Consider the following 21300-nt stretch of genomic DNA (forward strand, 5'->3'; position numbering starts at 1 on the left):
ATCCTCACCTTTTATTTTGTAAATTTTAAATTTACATCAATATTAAAGCTGTTACTATACCAAGTAAAGCTCCAAACCAAACCTCTAGTGGTGTGTGACCTATTAATTCTTTTAATTTCTTCTGCTCTATATGCTTTCCATGTTGAAGGTCTGCTACCATCTGATTCAATATAGTAGCTTGTTTCCCAACAGCACGTCTAACACCTGCTGCATCATACATTATAATCAGTGCAAGCACAGTAATTATAGCAAAATCAGTAGAATTAAACCCTTTTTCAATGCCTACCACTGTAGCTAAACTTGTAACAAAAGAACTATGAGAACTAGGCATACCTCCTGAAATGAGTATTCTTGAAAACTCAATTCTCTTTCCCTTCCCAGTAAATATCTTTATAAATTGTGCTAAGAAACAAGCAATAAGACTTATTCCCAAAGCCCCATTGTTAAAAATCTCCGAAAAAAAGTTCATTTTTCCCTCCTCGATTTTAGCTGTATATTTTAATATTCTCTATCTATTATATATTCAGCCAATCCCTTTAAAAAATCTACATTGTCAGATAATTTTTCTATACTCTTCTTTGCCTCATCTATTAAATTATGTGCAATTTCTTTAGATTTATCTAATCCTAAAAGAGATGGATATGTTGATTTATGATTCTCTATATCACTGCCAACTTTTTTCCCTAATTTTATTTCATCTCCCACTATATCTAGTATATCATCTACTATCTGGAATGATAATCCGATATTTTTTGCATATTTAGTTATTTCTTCCATTTGTTCTGAATTTGCTCCACCTATAGTTGCTCCTGCTCTCATACATCCAACCATCATTGCAGCAGTTTTATTCATATGTATATAATCTAATTTTTCTTTTTCAATTTGTTTATTTTCACTTTCTACATCTACCACTTGCCCACCTATCATTCCATATATTCCAGCACCTTTAGCAATTTCATTTATAGCTTTTAGATATTTTTCTGGATTTTCTTTATTTATTGAACCTGCAAGCATAACTTCAAAAGCATAGTTCAGTAAAGCATCTCCTGCTAAAATTCCCATTGCCTCTCCATATACTTTATGGTTTGTTGGTCTTCCTCTTCTTAAATCATCATTGTCAAGAGCTGGTAAGTCATCATGTATAAGTGAGTATGTATGTATCATTTCAATTGCAATAGCAAAAGGTATAGCTTCTTCTTCATTTCCTCCAACTACCTTACAGGCTTCTAGTGTAAGTATTGGTCTTAATCTCTTACCTCCAGCGCTCAAGCTGTAGTTCATAGCCTCAATAACAGTTTTTTGATAACCTTCTTCTTTTGGCATATATTCTTTAAGTATATCTTCTATAAAACTTGCTTTTTCTTTTAAATGTTGTTTAAATTCCACTTTTATTCCTCCTCTATTCTAAAATCCTCTTCTATTCCTAATTGATTAAATTTACTTATTTTTAATTTTGCATCATCCAAAAGCTTATTACAATGTTTATAAAGACTAATTCCTTCTTCATATAAGCTTAAAGATTCATCTAAGCTAGCATTTTTAGATTCTAACTCATTTAAAATGCTCTCCAATCTTTTGTAAGCTTCTTCATAGGTTAAGTTCATATTATACCTCTTTATTTTCAATTTTATCTATTATACATTCTAAATTTCCATCTTTTAATACTATATCTATGTTATCTTCAGTTTTCAATCTTTTTATACTATTTATTACTTTTCCGTTTTTTTGAACTATACTATAACCTCTGTCCATAGTGGCTAATGGACTTAGGTTATGAAGTAATGCTCCAACCTTTATTAATTTTTCATCTTCTAATTTTAAATTATTTTCTATTCCAAAAATTATTTTATCATATATTTTATCCAATTGTATAACTTTATCTTTTATTATGTAAGAATCTAAATAGTTATTTATTTTATTAAACACTGATTCTAACTTGTATTGGTCTAATTCAACTTGATTTATAAGAGACTTGTTAAGTCTGCTTTTTATATTCCCAAGTTTATATTTTATGTCATCTAATGATGGAGTTGCAATCTCAGCTGCTGCTGATGGTGTTGGTGCTCTCATATCAGACACAAAATCACAAATAGTAAAATCAGTTTCATGACCAACTGCTGATATTATTGGAATTTGAGAGTTAAAAACTTCTCTTGCTACCATTTCATCATTAAAAGACCAAAGTTCTTCTATTGAACCCCCACCTCTACCAACTATAATTGTATCCACATTCTTCATATGATTAAAAAATCTAATTGCTTCACATATTTCTTCTGCTGACCTATCTCCTTGAACAGTTACTGGATAAAGCTTTATATTGACCTTTGGATATCTTCTTTTTATTACATTTATTATATCTCTTATAACAGCTCCTGTTGGAGATGTTATAACTCCAATTGAATTTGGCATTCTAGGGATAGGTATTTTGTATTTGGAATCAAACAAACCTTCTTTATTAAGTTTTTCTTTTAATTTGTTAAATTCTATGTGTAAATTCCCAATTCCCTCTATTTCAATTTCATTAATATATAATTGATATGCACCATCTCTTTCATAAACTGATATATATCCACTAGCTACAACCTTTACTCCATTGTCTAATTTTAGATTACGATTAAAATTACTTTTAAAAATTACACAGTTTAGCTTTGAAGTTTCATCCTTTAACGATAAATAAACATTTCCACTGCTATGTATTTTAAAATTAGAAATTTCTCCCTTAACTTTAAGATTAGAAAGTATTGGGTCATTTATTAAAATTCTTTTAATATATGAATTTGCTTCACTTATATCTAAAGCTCTTAGTTTCATATTTTTTCTCCTAAAAAGTTATTCAATCCTATTATAGCACACCCAACAGCATTATCAGTTGAATATTGTGGCTCTGTAAAATGAGCTTTTATACAGTTTTTACTTAGTTTTAAACTTAATTCTTTGAGGATATACTTACTTGCAGAAACTCCACCTGCAAAAACTACTTCTTCTACATTGTAAGCTTCACATAAATATATTAAAGATTTAAACATGTTTCTAACTACTGAATCCAGTACTAATTTAGATATATATTCTTTTTTATTTTTACTAATATTATCTCTATTGTCATCTATAATTTTATTCACCTGATTTTCTAATCCAGATAAATTCATATATCCCTCTCTTACAGAAGTTTTTAGACCACTTTCTATTTTAAGATTACAATTTAAAGCATTTTCATCTAGATATTTTCCTGAAGGAAATTTATATCCTAGCTTGACACCTATTCTATCTATAAGTTGCCCAAAGCTAATATCTTTACTTCCTCCAATTATATCTATATTATATCCAAAATTATTGTATAACTTACTTTTATCATCTTTTTTAGTATTTATTTTAGCTATTGCATCTAAGTTTTTTTTATTGCTTATTTTAGTTATTACATCTAAATCTTTGTTATTTGCATCATAATTATTATCATGCTTAGTTATTAAAAGTATCTCTGTAGTGCCACCTGACATATGAACAGAAATAAATTTGTTATTATTTTTTAATTTACTATTTAATAAACTAGCCTCAATATGATTTTCCTGATGAGTCGTTTCATAAAATTTACATCCATGTATACTTGATAATAACTTTCCAAAATTGTACCCAACATTAAATACAGGCATGTATGAATTTTCAACTGGTCTAGGCTTAATAGATGAACAAACTCCCTCTATGACAAATTTGTCCCCAAATGATTTTATCCTATCACTAAGTAATCCTAAATTATTTATGTGTTGAAACACAGCTTCACTTTGTCTCAATCCTTTTGAATTTTCCTTTACTTCTAGCATTATTTTTTCATTAAAAATAACTTTTTTATCTAAAGAGATAGCTGCTATAGAAGTAGTATAGCAGCTAGTATCAATTCCAATTATTATATTATTGTTCAATTTCATCAACAACACTTCCTAATATTCCATTTATAAATTTAGGAGATTTATCATCACAATATATCTTTGCAAGTTCCACAGCTTCATTTATTGATACTTTATTAGGAGTGTCTAAATAAACTATTTCACACACGGATAATCTAAGTATAGACACATCTACCTTTGGCATTCTATCTACTGTCCAATTTTTAGCATGCTTATTTATTAATTCATCTATCTCATCATGATTCTCTCTTAGTGCTTTACATACTGTATTTATATATTCTCTATCTACTATATCTTCAAGTTTAGTATCTTCTAATTTTAATTTTGCATTATTTGAGTACTTAAGTGTAAGTTCTTCATATCTATTTATAATATGTTCTGAATTATCTTTTAAGAAAGAATCCACTTTATAGTCTAAACCTTCAAACTCCTCTTTATTAATATTTATTTGGTATATAAGTTTCATTATATATTCCCTTGTTGTACTTTTTTGTGCCCTATCTTTTTTCATCAATTAAAATTCTCCTTTAAGTTTAATTATCTATATAAAATCAAATGCCAACAAAAAACCCTCTGACTTTTCAGAGGGCTAATATTAATTTTTCTTAGTTGCTTTTACTTCTTCTTTATCAACTTTATCTTTCTTAAAGCTGATTCCTTGAATGTGTATATTTACTTGAGAAACCTTCAGTCCTGTCATTGTCTCAACAGTATTTTTTACATTTTCTTGAACTTTAAAAGCTGTATCTGGTATTGACATGCCATATTTTATCATAACCATTACGTCTAAATTAACATCCTCTTCTTCTATTTGTATCTTTACTCCATTATTTTTTAACAACTTATCTGTTAATGTTGCTGTAGTTTCTATGCCCTCAACTTCTAATGCTGCTAAACCAGCTATTGTAGCTATTACATCATTAGATATTTTTACTTGTCCAAATTTATTATCTTCCATATTAAAACTTACCTCCTGATTTTAAGGAACTATTTTTATAAGTATAATAATACCAAATACAACTCTACTTTGCAAGAAAATAACCTCAGTTAATTCTGAGGTTTATATTTTACTTAGTATTATTATTTGTAAGTTTAATATTTTCATACTTTACATTAGCCTGTTCTGCAACCAAATCAAATATTTTTGCTGCATCTTTCTTATCTAATTTAGCTTCATTTACAACAACATTGACTTTGCTATCACTTATATAAACTAATGCTTCTTCATATCCCTTTGTACTCAAAAGATTTTCTATTTGAAGCTCCTTTTCTTGAGTTTTAACTATATTTAATTTCATATTAGAAGCTTCTTTTCTAGATTCCTCTGTTGTAGATGGATTATTTATCATTTCATTTAAATCCTGAACTAATTCATTTCTTTGTTTTTCTCTGTTCATTTTCATATCTAAAATATAAGATGCTTTTTTCATATTCTTTTCAGATGATAATTGAGCTTTTATTTCTTTACTTGTTTCAGTTACTTTTTCCTTAACCTTACTAGCCTTACTATCAACTATATCAATGTCAGCACTCTCTTTGCTATTTTGTTTATCTGTAGCATCTGAGTCTTCTTTATTGCTACTATCACTATCATCAGTAGTATTCTTCTGTAATTGAGCTTCTTCATATGCTTTAAATTCTTTTGATGTTTCTAGTAAAGATTTCTTACTAAGTTGATAATTTACTGTTCCTACTATTACTAACATTGCAGTTAAAGTTATTATTACAAATCCTCTTCCCTTATAATTAAACTTCATTCATTTATCCCCCCGGTTATATGTATTTATTTAGAATATATTTCTACTTGATGACCTGCTACTTGTAATGATGTTTGAACTGCACTATAAAGTGTTTCTTTGACATTTGGATTACTAGCTCCACTTGCTACTACTATCACTCCTTTTATCTTTGGCTCTGTAGTTTTTATAACTACAGGGTCACTTGAATTTGAAGTTATCATTGTTTTATTTTCACTTGAAGTTGTAACTGTTCTTTCTCCACCTTGTGCATCTTTCTCCTCTGTTGTTTCTGTTGTTTGGTTTGAGTTAAAAGCAGGTTGTATTTCTTCACTTGACTCAAATGTAATCATTACATCAACATCTCCTGCTCCATCAATTTTAGATAGTATTGTTGTTAATTTTGATTCTAAATCGTCTTTTTCATGTTCCTTAGCAACTTGTTTTTCAGTCTTTTTGTCAGCATCTGTTTTTCCAACTTTTTCATCAGTTTTGCTACTTGGAAAACAAGATAATAGTACTAATGATACCACACATATTCCAGCTATAGTTATTAGTGAATATACCTTTCTCTTATCTTTGTCGTTTAAGTTTTTAAACATTCTTCCAACTCCTATTTATCAATTTGTATAGTTTCTATAGAAACATCAAGCACTTTTATTAGGTCATTTTTTAGTTTGTCTTCATTTAGATTCAGTCCATACTCTGTACCTTTTTTAAAAACTTGTTTAGAATTTTCTTTGTCATTAGAGTTTATGCTATCTTCATCTCCTTTAGTACTATTATTTTCATTTTCTTCATCACTATTGCTCTTTGACATATTATTTTTTTCTTTTATTTTTATATTATTTATATTTGCACCATTAAGCTCTATATCTTCTAAATCATAACCATATTCATCAAGCTTTAGCTTAAGCACTTCTTTCAAACCATCTTCATAGCCCTTAGATAAGCTAGTATTTCCAGTCTCTTCTGCTAAAGCATTTGTACTATCTACATATTCCTTATTGTAATTTCCCATAGATTTTAAAATTCTATCTTCTAAGCTCATGTCTTTTGAAAAAAATCCTACCACTGGAGTTATTACAATAAATACGAATATAAAATTTAACACCAAGTTAACATACGGCTTTATCTTGGAACTAGGTAAAATCATATCAACTATATTTACTATAAATGCTCCTATTAAAATACTAACTATCCATGCCTTTATGCCCTCTAACATAGCATCCTCCTCTCTAAAATATTTAGATTAAAAGTAATTACTCTTTATTAATCTATACATTATCCTTGACTTACAACACTTATCGAGGTCAAAATAGCTACAGTCACAAAGAACATTATTGTTATAGCAATTACTGATGCTAACATTATTATCATTAGATTTGCAACTTCATTTAAAAAATTTGATATCCCATCTTCTCCAACAGGCTCTACAATTATTGCTGCCAATTTATATACCACTATGACAGATAAAATTTTTATCACTGGAAGCAAACAAATCCCAATGAGTAAGATAAGCCCTATTCCACCAAATATATTTTTTATAAGTTGAGATGAAGATAGTAAAATATCCACAGAATCTGATACAAATCCACCAACAACTGGTATAAAGTTACCTATAGCAAACTTCGCAGTTTTTACACTGAATTTATCAAAACTAGTTACATATAAGCCTTGTATAGATACAAGTCCTAAATATACGGTAAACATAGCCCCAATAGAAACATAATTTATTTGTTTGACAAAAGAAAAAAATCTTTTTAGCCTTATGTTTTTTGATAAATTGTTTATTATTAGAATTCCAAATGCAACAGTTACTGATACAAATAAAAATTTCTTGAAAAATACATTTATAAATGTCACTCCTCCTATAAAAATAGGATTTAAAGTAGTAGATGTTATTGGAAATCCAATTAAAAGTAAAAATGTTATTAGTATTGGCATTATAACTTGCATAAGACCTACAGTATGGTCTATTGCATCATAACAAATTTGTAGTACATCTTTAAATCCAATTAAAGTGAGCGATACCATTGTAATAAATATTATATACGTTGCTATTTGACTAACTGCACCTGATGAAAAAGAATTCTCTAAACTTTTTAAAATAGATGACAGTAAAGCTAATACTAAAATTACTGCCACTACCTTTAAACTTGCTTTAAACTCATCAAACATCAATATCTTCAGTCCATCTTTATTAAATAAATCTAAAATATTTTTTTCTCCACTAATTAGGTCTTTTACAAACGATTTTAAATTAACATCATTAATAACTATTTCTTTATTTATATAATCTTGAATTTCATTTATATCTAACTTGTCTAACTGACCATCAATATATTTATCTATGCTACTCTTAGCTTCACCATATTCTTTATCTTCGCTACTTGGAACCTCATTAGCAAATATTATAATGGCAAAGATATTTACAAAAAAGAAAGTCAATACAAATCCCATAATCATTGGTAAAAATCTTTTTTTCATAAGCAACCATGCCTCTCTTCACTCTATAAACCTCAATACAACAAAATATCCTTTAAATAACAACTAATATATCTATAGCTATCTACCTTAATATAAATAACTATGGAATTATATTCACCACCATTTCTACAATGGATAAAAGTATAGGGAAAGACATTGACATAACTATTATTTTTCCTCCAAACTCTAGTTTTGAAGCAATGTTTCCTTCCCCACAATCTTTACAAAGTTGTATTGCAAATTCCATTAAATATGCTATTCCTATTAATTTTATTATTAAAGATATATACATAGTTGGAATATTAGCTTTATTAGCTAAATCTTGTATACTATCTATTATAAAATTTAGCTTAAACATAACTGATAATAATATTGTTACTCCAGTTATTATTGCTATGAAATTTGCTATTTCTGGTCTATCTTTTTTTATTACTAAACAGAGTGTAGTTGAAATGATTGCAATTCCTATTAATTGCATTATTTCCAAATTACTCCCTCCTCTTTAGTAAAGTTGAAACATTGTTCTTACAGTATTGAATAAATCACTTATTTCTGTTATTACCATCCCCAACACGATTATTACACCTGCCAAAGTAGTAAGCCCTGCCCAATCTTTTCTGTCTGTTTTTTCCAATATCATATTTAATACTGATATTAGAATACCTACACCTGCAACCTTTAATATCAATGATATCTCCATAATAAACCTCCCCATATTAAATCAATATAATACATATACCTATGCCTATAAAGGTTACTAATTTTTTATATAGCAACCCTTTTTTACTTATGTCTTCTTTTGTTTCATAGGTTTGTTTTTTCAGATTTTCTATAGATAAATCTATCATTCTTTGTTGGGACTCTATATCACTTTTTCCCAATGTAAGAATTAGATTTTTTAATTCCTCAATTTCTTTACTTCCAAGATAAGTTTCTTTAACTAAAATTTCAGTATTCTCTGATATTATTTCTTCTAAAGTTTTGCTTTGTTCATTGTGAAGTTCTTCTGAAATTTGATAGAAAAAATTCCAAAAACAAAAGTCTTTATTGCATCCTATCCTTCTAAAAATTTCTTCTAATGTATAAAGCCCAAAAGATAAATCCATCCTTAATATTTCTAAAACTCTTATTAAATCATTTAGTTGTTTGTGTCTTCGTGTATAGGTTTTGTATATATGTTCACCTATCAAATAACTACTTCCTATTAGGAGTGCTATAATAATTATCTTAATTTGCAAAGTACCATCTCTTTTCTTCTAAATCATAAATTTTTTCAATTGTCCCTGCACCTTTCTTAGCAGAAAGAATTATAACTTTTTTAAACAATTCTTTGTCTAAGAGTCTGTTTAACTCTTTTCTATTTTGTATATCTTCCATTGAATCTCCATGTACAGTAGTTATTAATCCAATACCTCCATTTAATGCTGTATATAATGCCTTTATTTCTTTCTCACTTCCAATTTCATCTGTCACAATAACATTTGGCGACATTGACCTTAAAAGCATCGTAATACCCAACTCTTTTGGGCAAGTTTCTATTATATCAGTCCTTATTCCAACATCCATCTGTGGAGCACCTAAGTAAGCTCCTGCTATCTCATTACGTTCATCTACTAGTGCTACCTTCAATCCTTTAAATCTATATTCTTCATTACCATTACTTAAATTTCTTACTATATCTCTAATTAAAGTTGTCTTTCCACATTGAGGTGGAGATATTATCAAAGTATTATTAATTTGATTTTTACCTTTTATGATATGACTTAAAATCTTATTTGAACATCCTATGACTTCTCTTGATACTCTTATATTTAAAGATGATATGTGTTTTATATTTTTGACTTGTCCATCTTCTACTATTACTTTTCCAACTAACCCTACTCTATGGCCTCCTCTCAAAGTTATAAACCCTTTTTTTATATCATCCATAAATGAATGTATTGAGTATTTACATATTATTTGAAAAGTTTGCTCTATATCTTCCCTTGTCACTATATATGAATTGTGCTGATTTAAATCAAGTTCCATAGTTTTTTGATTATAAAAATAATCTTTAGAGTTTGCATTTAGTATCAATGGTTTTTGTGAACGTAATCTAATTTCTTCTATGTTTAGATTATTGTCTGAGATTTTTTCTACCTTCTCTCTTATGTTTGTAGAAAGAGAGTTTATTATTTCATCTGAAAGTTTATTCATTTCTTGTCCTCCTCCTTTGTTTATATAATTCTATTTATAAAGGACAAGGAATATTACCAAAACCTATATAATTTTTTTAATAATATTTATCTATAAAAAAATGAACCCTATTGTTTAGGATTCACTTAATAAGTAAATTATTATAAAAATAAAAACTAAGACCACTCTCAAGCATAGAGTTATCTTAGTTTTTTATTATCTACATTTCTTTTATTAGCCCTTTTTTATAGGCCATTAAAAGCAATTTTAAGTCTTCTATTTCTTCTTGTATTTTTACACCCTCATCAGTATCTCTCACCATTTTTCTCTTTGCCTTATGCTCTACTACAACAGTTGTCGATAAGATATCGCTTTCATTTGCAATAGCCTCTTCAGCAGAATTAAATGGTTCATGTGATACTAGTTGTAAAGTTCTAGAATTATATATCAAAGTGTATCCAGCTATACCAGTAGTTTTTTGATAGGCTCTAGAAAAACCACCATCTATAACAAGAATTTTTCCATTGGCTTTTATTGGGCTCTCTCCATTTTTACTTTCTACAGGAACATGCCCATTTATTATATGTGATTCATCAAGTTCTAAATCAAATTCTTCAAATATTCTTTCACAAGCAACATCACTTTCTCTAAGCTTAAAATATGGATTCTTATTTTCTTTATGAGTCTCTTTTTCTGCTATAAAATATCTTTCAAATGTAGTCATATCGTCTTTTCCAAATAATGATGAACATTTTCCAGTCCACAAATACCACATAATATCCATACCATATAGTTTTTCTTCTGCTTTATCCTTAAAGAAAAAACCTTCTCTTGCTAGAGATTCCATCTTATCCATAAGGATTTTACCTTTATACTCTTTTCCCATTATATTCATAGACATAAAGCTTCCATCTTCATTCAATGGGACACATCCATGAATTAATAAATTTGAGTTTGCCTTTAAATATATACTTCCTTTAGAAAATAAAAATGAAACATGCTTTTGTAATTTTTCGCTACCTCTAAATGAAGACACTAATTTTTCAATAACATTTTTTTCTTCAATACTCAATTTATATGGGTCTTTTTTGTCTATTGTAGGCAAATAAGTATCTTTTAGTTTATATGTTTTTCCTTTTAAAGTAATTGTTCCTTCTTCATAATTTATCATGTTAAGCAAAAGCCTATGCTCCATTTCAAACTCAGGTCTTCTCTTTATCACTTCACCTTCAAGTTTAAATTGAATTATACTTATTGCCTTATGCATTTTTGCCATCAAAGACTTTTCTGTTGTTGTCACACTTTGGTCATTAATCTTAGGAATAAATTCTTTACATGGGTCATCTTTATACATTTCTATTGCAAAAGTAGCTAAAGGTAATAGATTTATCCCATATATATCTTCTACGATATCTAGGTTTGCATATCTAGCCGAAATTCTAAGTGCATTTGCTATACAAGTTTTTTCACCTGATGCTGCACCCATCCATAGTATGTCATGATTTCCCCATTGAATATCTACACAATGATGTTCAATAAGCTTATCTACAATTATATCTGGTCTTGGACCTCTATCATAAATATCACCTATTACATGTAGTCTGTCAACAACTAACTTTTGTATAACCGTGGAAATTGCAATTATAAACTCTTTAGCTATACCTATATCAACTATTGTCTCAACTATACTTTTATAGTATTCTTCTTTATGTTCACTTTTAATATGCTCATGTAAAAGTTCTTCTATTATGTATTTAAAATTTTCTGGTAAAAGTTTTCTAACTTTTGACCTAGTGTATTTGCTGGAAGCATACTTACAAAGTTCTATAAGTCTATAGATATTTATTCTATAAAAATCATCTATATTTTCCTCTTGTTTAATTATTAAGTCTAGTTTTTGTTCAGGATAGTATACAAGAGTTGCTAGCATCTTTTTTTCACTATCTCTTATTGTATTTGAAAATAATTCTTCTATTTTTCTCTTTATTACACCAGAACCATTTTTTAAAACATGTACAAATGGCTCATATTCGCCATGTACATCTGTTATAAAATGTTCAGTTCCCTTTGGAAGATTTAATATAGCCTCTAAATTTATTATTTCTGTACTTGCTTTCGATATGCTTGGATATTGTTTTGATAATAACTTTAAATATTTAAGTTTACTATTTAAATATTCATCTGATATTTTACACAGATTTTTCATAATTCGTCCTCCAAAATTATATTAAGTTATATTCTTTTTTTAATTATACCATACTTAATATGATTTTTTCGAGATAAAATGTACACTAATTATATTCCTAATAAAAGTGACATCCCTATCAAATCAGTATAAACACCATTGTAATAACATTCTTTCTTTAATATACTTTCTACTTCAAATCCGACTCTTTTGTATAATTCTATAGCATTATGATTTTCTTCATTAGTAACAAGAGTTATTTTCTTAGTTATTCCATTTGATTTACACCATTCTATAAGGTCTAACATAAGTCTTTTACCTAATCCAGCTCCCCAGTATTTTTCTTTAACAACAATTCCTAAAACTCCAACATGCTTTCCTTTTGCTTTTTGATTGGAATCAATTGTAGCAATACCAGCTATCTCTCTATCTATAAATGCAATTAATTTTATTGAGTTATCAGATGCTTTTGCTGACTCTATAGAATTTTCTTGGTCTTCTAAAGATATTTTATATTCATCTTTCCCAAATGAAAGAAAATGAGTTTCCCCACCTACTTCATTATAAAAATCTATAATAGCTTGGGCATCTTCTTTTACGCCTTCTCTAATAGATACTTCTATACCATTCTTTAAAGTTATTTCTGACATAAATTTACCTCCTAACAAGTTTTTTATCTAATAAACATAATACTATTATTTTACATGTATTACAATATTTTTCATGTATTAATAACAATATAAGGTTATACTAAAATAAAAATTTAATAATATTTTAATATAACCTTATATATATTTATTTATATTCAATTTTTTGATAATATTCCTCTGCTAGTTAAATAGTATTTACAATATAATTTAAACAACTTTCTTTAAATCTTCTCCATAAACTTTTCTGTTATAAGACTTCATTATAAAGTATAGTGGTACTCCAACTGCTAATGCTCCTAATCCCATAACTAATTGGTGCATAGACGCCTGGAATAATAACCATGTACCAACACACACTGCAATTAAAGGAATTACTGCTCCAAATGGAGTTCTAAAAGTCCCTACTAATTCTGGTCTTTTCTTTCTAAATACTAACACTGATAGAGAAGTAGGTATATATTGTATAAATCTAGCAACTGCACTTATTGCTGCTAATTCAGCAAAACTTCCAGACAAAGCTATTGGTATAGTAATTATCATAGTTGCTATTATTGCTACATATGGTGTACCATTTTTATCTTTCCTTGCAAACATTCTTGGTAACATTTTGTCATCAGCTAAAGCTACACAGCTTCTTGGATTTACAAAAGCACCACACATACAAATTCCACCAACAGAAACTAATGTCCCAAAAGTAACTAATCCTGCACCCATATTTCCAAAACATATTCTCGCCGCATCTGCAACAGGAGTAGCTGTACTGGATAATTTATCTCCTAAAATACCAACACACACAACTTGATTTAATATATATATTATTGATGCAATTACTATTACACTTATAATTGCTATAGGTATATTTTTTTGAGGATTCTCCATATCTTCTGCTGCTACTGCTATAGATTCAAACCCTGTAAATGAATAAAACATTAAAAGTGCTGCTGCTCCAAATTCTGTAACTCCTGCTCCTGGTGGTACCATTGTTGAATTAGTAAAATTAGCTCCTTTTATAAAAAATACACCTATTACTATAAATAATACTAATGGAATTAGCTTACCTACTGTTATAACATTTTGTACAATTTTTGATAAAGATACTCCTAATAAATTTATAATTGTAAGTCCAACTATCATAGCTACTATTATAATTTTTTGTATATGTGGGTCACCTGCAGGAGCCCATACTGCTGATAAAGATGTAGGAAAACCTACTATTAACGCTCCCCAAGAAATACATCCTATTACCCATTTCATAAGACCTACTTCAAATCCAAAAAAATCTCCAAATGCTTCTTTGGTGTACACATATGCAGCACCATTTTTATTAAATTTACCTGCCACTTCAGCAAAACAAAACGCCATAGATAAAACTAATAGCATATCAAACATATATACAAATATACTCGCAACACCAAATGCCTTCATTGCGTTTCCTGGTAATAGGAAAACTCCTGCTCCTACAACCGCATTAATACCTAAAAGTATAATACTTATTAATCCCATTTTATTTTTTTCGTTCATGTTTAATCCCCCCAAGGTATATTATAAAGTTGAACAAATATTTACGAAATATTTAAATAACTTTTCCATTTTATTACAATAATCTACCATCATTTCTGGATGCCACTGTATTCCTACTACAAAATTTTCATCCTCTTTTTCAATAGCTTCTATTATACCATCTTTTGAGTATGCTATGGCTTTTAATCCTTCACCAAGTTGTTTAATACTTTGATGATGATAACTATTTGTAAGTAATTGTTTTCCTAAAATACCTTCTAAAATACTCCCGTCTTGAACATCTACCTTATGAGTAGCTACATGTCTTTTAGAAGATTGTGTATGTTTTATGTAACTTCCTTTAACAAGACTATTATCTTGATATAAAGTTCCACCTAGGCTTACATTTAATATTTGTAGCCCTCTGCATATACCTAGTATTGGCTTTTTAAGTTCTAAAGCTATACTTATAGCAATTAAATCAAATTCATCTACTTCGGGATATATAAACATTGTTTCTTCTCTTGTTTCTTCACCATATAATTGAGGATTAACATCCCATCCTCCAGATATTAAAACTCCATCAACCATCTCAATCTGTCTCTTTATAACTTCTCTATCTGTATTTACTGGAATAATAACTGGGCTACCTCCTCCCTTTAATACTGCGTTTATATAATCATTATTTACATAAGATCTTTCAAGCCCAGGAAACATTCCATTTTCCATTATTATCAGATTTCCTAAAATACCTATTATTGGTTTCATAATTAAACTCCTAACTAGTTGATTGTTTTATGTACTTATTTTTTATTTATATAATTCTCTAATGCCAGAGAAAGTTGGTCTGGACAAGATGTTGGTTTTGTTTTACACTCTATTCCTTTTAGTTTTTGAATTACATTTTCTATATTCATACCTTCAACCAACACTTTTAATCCTTTTAAATTTCCATCACATCCACCAACAAAATTTACATTTGTAACTTTGTCATCTTTTACCTCAAATTCAATTTCTGTAGCACAAGTCCCTGTTGTTTTGTATTTCATAATTAAACCTCCCAATTATTTTGTTGTCTTATCTCTATAGTTAGCAATATATATGCCAAAATTTATACTTTACGTTTATTTATTATTTATCAAGTATTCACAATGCTTCCATCAAATATTTTTTTATTTTTAGATATAAATACAAATTTTTTTGCAAATAAAAATAGGTAATGGGTTATTTACTTATAACCTATTACCTATCTAAACCTATTGTCTAAACCTATTTATATTTAATTTATTTTTATATGCTTTTAATATATAGTATTAAATGTTAATTTGAGCATAAGATGGTTTAACTTTTATATATATCTTTCCAAGTTCTAAGATATTTCTATTTAGAATCTTTTACTTTAATATACCTAATTTATATTATTGTAAAACTTTATACCTTCTTGTGTTATTTGACTTCCACATCTTCCAGATTTAGATGATATGTATCCACACTCACTCAAATAAGACAATACTTTTCTTACTTTACTTTCAGATATTTCAATACCCTCCTCTGTAAGTTTTTCTATTATAAAGCCTCTTCCAACTCCAGAAGTTAAATCTTTTCTTTCATATAGTATTCTAAGTATATACTCAAATTCTTTTTTTGTATAACTAACCCCATCATCAAAGCTACTAATATATTCTGTCTTTATATAAGGTGGAAGGTCATCTTTAAAAACCATACTTTCACACATTAAACTTACATAAGAAGCAACATTTTGCAACTCTCTTATATTTCCTGGCCAATTGTATTTTTCTAAAATAACCTCAACTTCAGGAGAAATTTTTATGTCCTTTTCCAAAAAGAAATTCATGAGAGTTATTATATCTTCTTTTCTCTCCCTCAATGATGGTATGTCTATTGGTAGTACATTCAATCTATAATACAAATCTTCTCTAAATTTACCTTCTCTAATCATTTTAGGTAAATTTTTATTTGTCGCAGCTATAATTCTAACATCTATATTTATAACATTGTGGGAGCCTATAGGCATAACTTGTTTTTCTTGAAGTACTCTAAGTAATTTTGTCTGTAATAATGGAGGCATATCTCCAATCTCATCTAAAAATATAGTTCCATTGTTTGCAAGTTCAAATAGACCTTTTTTCCCTTCTCTTAATGCTCCTGTAAAAGAGCCTTTTTCATAGCCAAATAACTGACTTTCTAATAAGCTATCTGGAACTGCAGCGCAATTAACTGCTATAAAAGGCTGATTACTTCTATTAGAGTTATTGTGAATTGATTGGGATAATAATTCTTTACCAGTTCCACTCTCTCCTATTATTAAAACAGAAAGGTCTGATTTAGATATTTTTTTAGCTAACTCTATACACTTTGTCATCCTCTTATTCTTAGTTTTTATATCTTTGAATGTGTACTTTGCTATTTGACCTTGCTCTCTTAATTTATTGGTAAGATTTTGTTCTAATTTTTTTATATAGGTTATTTCTTGTAAATTGTAGTATATACCAGCTTTATTACCCATAGAAAATATATTTTTTTTATTTACATTTATATATTTCTTATTTGTAAATACAACTTCATCAGCAATTTCTTTATCTTCAAGTAAAATATCCAAATCTTTAGAGATAATATCTTTTATGTTTTTTCCTCGTATATTTCTGTCTATACCTAAAATTTTTAATACTTCTTTATTAAATGTATTTACAACACCATCTGTTGAAGTAAATATTATTCCATCCTTTGACAAATTTAATATAACATCTTGTTCTTCTATTTTTAGAAATAATTGTCTATAATTGTCTTTGACACCATTATCTAAGCTTATTAGACGTTCAGAATATACCATCAGATTTTTTCTTATTTCCTTCACATCAATTTTAAGCCCATTTATTATCTCTATAAAAGTAGATATATCAATGTATCTATTTCCTAAATCAATTACCTTATTTATATAATTTGGTACTTTTTGGGTTACTCCAGGTGTTATGGCTATATCTATATTTTCATAGGTTTGTCCTTCAATATATGGAGTAAGCTTTAAATTTTTTACTCCTATCTTATAAAACAGACTTATTGTTTCTAAAGTAGTTTCTTTTGTGTCATTTACAACTAATACTTCTGTTCCATATGGTATTGAAAACAATCCATATATTTCTTTTTCTTTAAGAGTTCTTCTCACAACTATAATTTTACTATCTTGTACTAAATGCTTTCTCATGCTATTTAATCTGTCATCATTCATTACTAAAACAAAATCACCTTGTATTTTATCATCATCTTTTAAATTTTCTAAATAATAATGATTTATATCAAGATAATTTTCTAAAACTAATCGTATATTTTCTTCCAAGAAAGATGATAGTTTAGTTATCTTATCTGTTACTATAGCTATTGACTGCTTCATATTTATACCTCATATCTATATAATATACAATTATTTGTACACTACTTTATTTCTTCCAAGCTGTTTTGCTTTATATAGATTTTTATCAGCTTCTTCTAATATGTTTTTGCTATCAGAGACATGGGCTATACCTGCACTTATAGTCACAGTCACATCTTCACCCCATTTTTTATTTTCAATTGCATTTCTTATATTGTCAATTATATCAAACACTTCTTCACCAGATTTATCTCTTATCAATACAGAAAACTCTTCTCCACCATATCTAAATACTTTATCTTCTTGCTCAAGCATAACACAAATAGTATTTACTATGCCCTTTATGACAACGTCTCCAAATTTATGTCCATAATTATCATTTATAAGTTTAAAATTATCTATATCTATCATTACAAGTGCAAAGTTATCATCTTTTTCTCTGTACTTATTATACATAATATCAAAACTTTTCCTATTATAAACATTTGTAAGTCCATCATGTAAATTTTGTGCTTTAAAGTACTTCAATCTATTATATAAAAAAGTAGAACCTAATGTAATAATTAAAATTACACTAAATAATATTTTATAAGACTTAATTTCTTTTTTACTTTTTTCAAAAAACTCACTTTCACGTGATACCTTATCAATTATATAAAAACTAATTTCCGAATCTCTTATACTTTTGCTCTCTTTATATTCATTTATTAATATCTTCTGGTACTTATTTACAGAGTTTACATTCCCTTGTTTCTCATATATATTCAATATTTCATTTAAGGTTTTTATTTTCTCTTGAGTTAACTTTCTTTTAGTAGATATCTCTAGGCTTTTTTTATAGTTATCTATTGCAGAATCATAGTTTTTACTTTTATATTCCAAATTTCCCATTGCCATATAGTAATACATACCTTTATCTAATATATGAATTGATTTATCATATTTTATAAGATAATCAGCTCTTTCTAAAAGAGTCATTGCCTTTGATATCTCATTTTTTCCTACATGTGCATTTGCCTGCATTATAGAAGCCATTATTTCAAAATCATTGTAATCATCTATGTTTACAAACTTTTTATAGTCTTTTACATTGCTACATGTTTCAATGGCTTTATCATATTCTCCCAACTCTACATATATTTCTGCTAAATTTATAAGAGCATATAATCTAACCATTCCATTTTTTTCATCTTCATCAACATCTATCTTAAAAGAATCCTTTATTAATTTTTCTCCTGTTTCATATCCACCTACCTTTAAAAGTATGCTCGCCAAATCAACATCTAGTCTTGCTTTTTCATAATTATCCCCTAATTTCTCAGCTAATTTTATAGACTTTACAGTTAAATCTACTGCGCTAGAATAATTATTATCCATTATGTACACTGATGCTAGTCTTTTCTCTATACTAAATCTACACTCATCAGATAATTTTACATCTGATGTTCTCATCTTTTCTAACGAATCAATAATTATCTTCGTTCCATCTGGGACATATGAAATAGTCTTTAACATATCCCAAACTTCATTATATACTTTATTGTATTTTTTTTCTGGGATAGATTCAAAAGAAGTTTTGACCATTTTTTTTGCTTCATCATACTTCTTATCCGACACAAGACTTTCAGACATATATTTTCCCTTATTTATAATTTCTCTTTCTTTAAGTCCATTTTGATCATACCCTATAAACAAAATAATACTAATAAGTATTATAGCTATAAAAATTATCTTTTTGGGTAAACTTTTCTTTGGTAGTCTAAAATTCAAAATTTTAGCCCTCCTTCTGTATATTGTAGAATGAAAACTTGCATATATATAACCTCTCAATAATTTATGATACAATATATCAAAATGATTTACAACATGTGCTAGAATTAAATTTTAATAAAAAAGTCCCCTAAATTAGACATTTATTCTAATTTAGGGGACTTTTAATTTAGTTAATATAAATTTATAAGGTCAAAAACAAGTGCTTGTTTTTTAATGTTATTTTTAATATTTGTCATTTATTTATACATATTTTTTTAGTACAATTGTAGCATTATGCCCACCAAAACCTAAAGAATTTGATAGTGCATATCTAATATCTTTTTCTTTACCTTTATTTGGAACATAATCTAAATCTAAATCTTCGCCAACTTCTTGTATATTTATAGTTGGAGGTACAAAATTATCTTCTATACTCATTGCACAAACAACTGCTTCTATTGCACCTGATGCTCCTAATAAATGACCAGTCATAGATTTTGTCGATGATACACATAAATTATATGCATTTTCTCCAAATACAGTTTTTATAGCCATAGTTTCATATAGGTCATTATAATAAGTTGAAGTTCCATGAGCATTTATATAATCTACTTCTTCTAGTGGAACATTTCCATCTTTTAAAGCCATATTCATAGACCTAGCTGCTCCTTCTCCATTTTCAGCTGGAGTTGTCATATGATATGCATCAGCAGTTAAACCATATCCTACTACTTCTGCATATATTTTTGCACCCCTTGCTAAAGCATGTTCTAAGTCTTCTAATATAACAATACCTGCTCCTTCTCCCATTACAAATCCATCTCTGTCCTTGTCAAATGGGCGTGATGCAGTTTTAGGGTCATCATTTCTAGTTGACATAGCCTTCATATTACAGAATCCAGCAAATGCAAGTCCTGTTACAGCAGCTTCAGAGCCTCCTGCTACCATAATATCTGCATCTCCTCTTTGTATAACCTTAAAGGCATCACCTATTGAATGAGTTCCTGATGCACAAGCTGTACATACATTAGTATTAGGTCCTTTTGCTCCTAAAAATATTGAAACTTGACCTGCTGCCATGTTTCCTATCATCATAGGTACAAATAGTGAACTTACTCTTTTGTTTCCTTTTTCTAAAAGAATTTTATGTTGAGTTTCTATTGCTTCAACCCCACCTATACCAGAGCCTATTATAACTCCAACACGTTCTCTATCAACTTTATCTAAATCAAGATTTGCATCTTCAACTGCTAATTTTGCAGAAACTATTGCAAATTGAGCAAATTTATCTAATCTCTTTAATTCTTTTTTGCTTATATATTCCTCTGGATGAAAATTCTTAACTTCTCCTGCTATTTGAGTTTGATATGTGCTAGCATCAAAATTAGTTATTTTATCTATACCAGATACTCCAGATTTTATATTGTTCCAGAACTCTTCTTTTCCTGTTCCCAATGGTGTAACACATCCAAGTCCCGTTATTACTACTCTTTTATTCATCTGATACCTCCACTTTTTTAAAGCT

The 21300-nt window shown here is 28.1% G+C and carries 23 protein-coding genes; all 23 read right to left on the reverse strand.

From position 1 onward, the window contains the following. Positions 1–31: 31 nt before the first annotated feature. The 23 genes from JJC01_14705 to fabF all read right to left on the reverse strand — a co-directional run bounded on the left by JJC01_14705 (position 32) and on the right by fabF (position 21275). Complete coding sequence (locus tag JJC01_14705) at positions 32–469, reverse strand: divergent PAP2 family protein (protein ID UDN57416.1); 438 nt, start codon at positions 467–469, stop codon at positions 32–34. Between the two features lie 29 nt (positions 470–498). Then, positions 499–1386 (reverse strand): polyprenyl synthetase family protein, encoded by an 888-nt coding sequence (locus tag JJC01_14710; protein ID UDN57417.1) that lies wholly within the window; start codon positions 1384–1386, stop codon positions 499–501. A gap of 2 nt (positions 1387–1388) precedes the next feature. Further along, complete coding sequence (xseB, locus tag JJC01_14715; GenBank protein ID UDN57418.1) at positions 1389–1604, reverse strand: exodeoxyribonuclease VII small subunit; 216 nt, start codon at positions 1602–1604, stop codon at positions 1389–1391. A gap of 1 nt (position 1605) precedes the next feature. Beyond that, positions 1606–2811, reverse strand: coding sequence for an exodeoxyribonuclease VII large subunit (locus JJC01_14720; GenBank protein UDN57419.1), 1206 nt, complete (start codon positions 2809–2811; stop codon positions 1606–1608). Then, a complete protein-coding gene (locus JJC01_14725) occupies positions 2808–3920 on the reverse strand; it encodes an O-sialoglycoprotein endopeptidase (protein ID UDN57420.1) in 1113 nt (370 codons plus the stop codon). Before JJC01_14725 ends, JJC01_14720 begins: the two co-directional genes overlap by 4 nt. Continuing rightward, positions 3904–4410: a transcription antitermination factor NusB gene (gene nusB / locus JJC01_14730; protein UDN57421.1), complete on the reverse strand. Its 507-nt coding sequence runs from the start codon at positions 4408–4410 to the stop codon at positions 3904–3906. The genes JJC01_14725 and nusB overlap by 17 nt, the downstream gene beginning before the upstream one ends. Positions 4411–4494: 84 nt before the next feature. Continuing rightward, complete coding sequence (locus JJC01_14735; GenBank protein UDN57422.1) at positions 4495–4857, reverse strand: Asp23/Gls24 family envelope stress response protein; 363 nt, start codon at positions 4855–4857, stop codon at positions 4495–4497. A gap of 109 nt (positions 4858–4966) precedes the next feature. Further along, positions 4967–5656, reverse strand: a complete 690-nt coding sequence (locus tag JJC01_14740) for a SpoIIIAH-like family protein (GenBank protein ID UDN57423.1) — start codon at positions 5654–5656, stop codon at positions 4967–4969. Positions 5657–5682: 26 nt separating this feature from the next. Then, a complete protein-coding gene (locus JJC01_14745) occupies positions 5683–6237 on the reverse strand; it encodes a stage III sporulation protein AG (GenBank protein ID UDN57424.1) in 555 nt (184 codons plus the stop codon). A gap of 11 nt (positions 6238–6248) precedes the next feature. After that, on the reverse strand, positions 6249–6860 hold the full coding sequence (locus tag JJC01_14750) for a stage III sporulation protein AF (protein ID UDN57425.1): 612 nt from the start codon (positions 6858–6860) through the stop codon (positions 6249–6251). A 59-nt stretch (positions 6861–6919) separates the two neighbouring features. Further along, positions 6920–8125 (reverse strand): stage III sporulation protein AE, encoded by a 1206-nt coding sequence (spoIIIAE, locus tag JJC01_14755; GenBank protein UDN57426.1) that lies wholly within the window; start codon positions 8123–8125, stop codon positions 6920–6922. Positions 8126–8225: 100 nt separating this feature from the next. Beyond that, positions 8226–8612, reverse strand: coding sequence for a stage III sporulation protein AD (gene spoIIIAD / locus JJC01_14760; GenBank protein UDN57427.1), 387 nt, complete (start codon positions 8610–8612; stop codon positions 8226–8228). A gap of 15 nt (positions 8613–8627) precedes the next feature. Continuing rightward, entirely contained in the window at positions 8628–8825 is a 198-nt protein-coding gene (spoIIIAC, locus tag JJC01_14765; GenBank protein ID UDN57428.1) for a stage III sporulation protein AC, read from the reverse strand. 16 nt (positions 8826–8841) lie between these two features. After that, positions 8842–9363: a stage III sporulation protein AB gene (locus JJC01_14770; protein ID UDN57429.1), complete on the reverse strand. Its 522-nt coding sequence runs from the start codon at positions 9361–9363 to the stop codon at positions 8842–8844. Beyond that, positions 9353–10321 carry a stage III sporulation protein AA gene (gene spoIIIAA, locus JJC01_14775; GenBank protein ID UDN57430.1) on the reverse strand — a complete coding sequence of 323 codons (969 nt, stop codon included), beginning with the start codon at positions 10319–10321 and terminating at the stop codon, positions 9353–9355. The genes JJC01_14770 and spoIIIAA overlap by 11 nt, the downstream gene beginning before the upstream one ends. A gap of 199 nt (positions 10322–10520) precedes the next feature. Beyond that, positions 10521–12506: a fructose-1,6-bisphosphatase gene (locus JJC01_14780; protein ID UDN57431.1), complete on the reverse strand. Its 1986-nt coding sequence runs from the start codon at positions 12504–12506 to the stop codon at positions 10521–10523. Positions 12507–12595: 89 nt separating this feature from the next. Next, positions 12596–13135 (reverse strand): GNAT family N-acetyltransferase, encoded by a 540-nt coding sequence (locus JJC01_14785; protein ID UDN57432.1) that lies wholly within the window; start codon positions 13133–13135, stop codon positions 12596–12598. A 207-nt stretch (positions 13136–13342) separates the two neighbouring features. After that, a complete protein-coding gene (locus JJC01_14790; protein ID UDN57433.1) occupies positions 13343–14656 on the reverse strand; it encodes an amino acid permease in 1314 nt (437 codons plus the stop codon). 21 nt (positions 14657–14677) lie between these two features. Beyond that, positions 14678–15403: a gamma-glutamyl-gamma-aminobutyrate hydrolase family protein gene (locus tag JJC01_14795; GenBank protein UDN57434.1), complete on the reverse strand. Its 726-nt coding sequence runs from the start codon at positions 15401–15403 to the stop codon at positions 14678–14680. Positions 15404–15438: 35 nt separating this feature from the next. Next, entirely contained in the window at positions 15439–15684 is a 246-nt protein-coding gene (locus JJC01_14800) for a TIGR03905 family TSCPD domain-containing protein (GenBank protein UDN57435.1), read from the reverse strand. Between the two features lie 359 nt (positions 15685–16043). Continuing rightward, positions 16044–18044 (reverse strand): sigma 54-interacting transcriptional regulator, encoded by a 2001-nt coding sequence (locus JJC01_14805; protein UDN57436.1) that lies wholly within the window; start codon positions 18042–18044, stop codon positions 16044–16046. Between the two features lie 30 nt (positions 18045–18074). Then, complete coding sequence (locus tag JJC01_14810; protein UDN57437.1) at positions 18075–19793, reverse strand: GGDEF domain-containing protein; 1719 nt, start codon at positions 19791–19793, stop codon at positions 18075–18077. Between the two features lie 243 nt (positions 19794–20036). Further along, entirely contained in the window at positions 20037–21275 is a 1239-nt protein-coding gene (gene fabF / locus JJC01_14815; protein UDN57438.1) for a beta-ketoacyl-ACP synthase II, read from the reverse strand. Positions 21276–21300: the final 25 nt, after the last annotated feature.

The sequence above is a fragment of the Clostridioides sp. ES-S-0010-02 genome (assembly GCA_020641055.1).
Classification (GTDB): Bacteria; Bacillota; Clostridia; order Peptostreptococcales; family Peptostreptococcaceae; genus Clostridioides.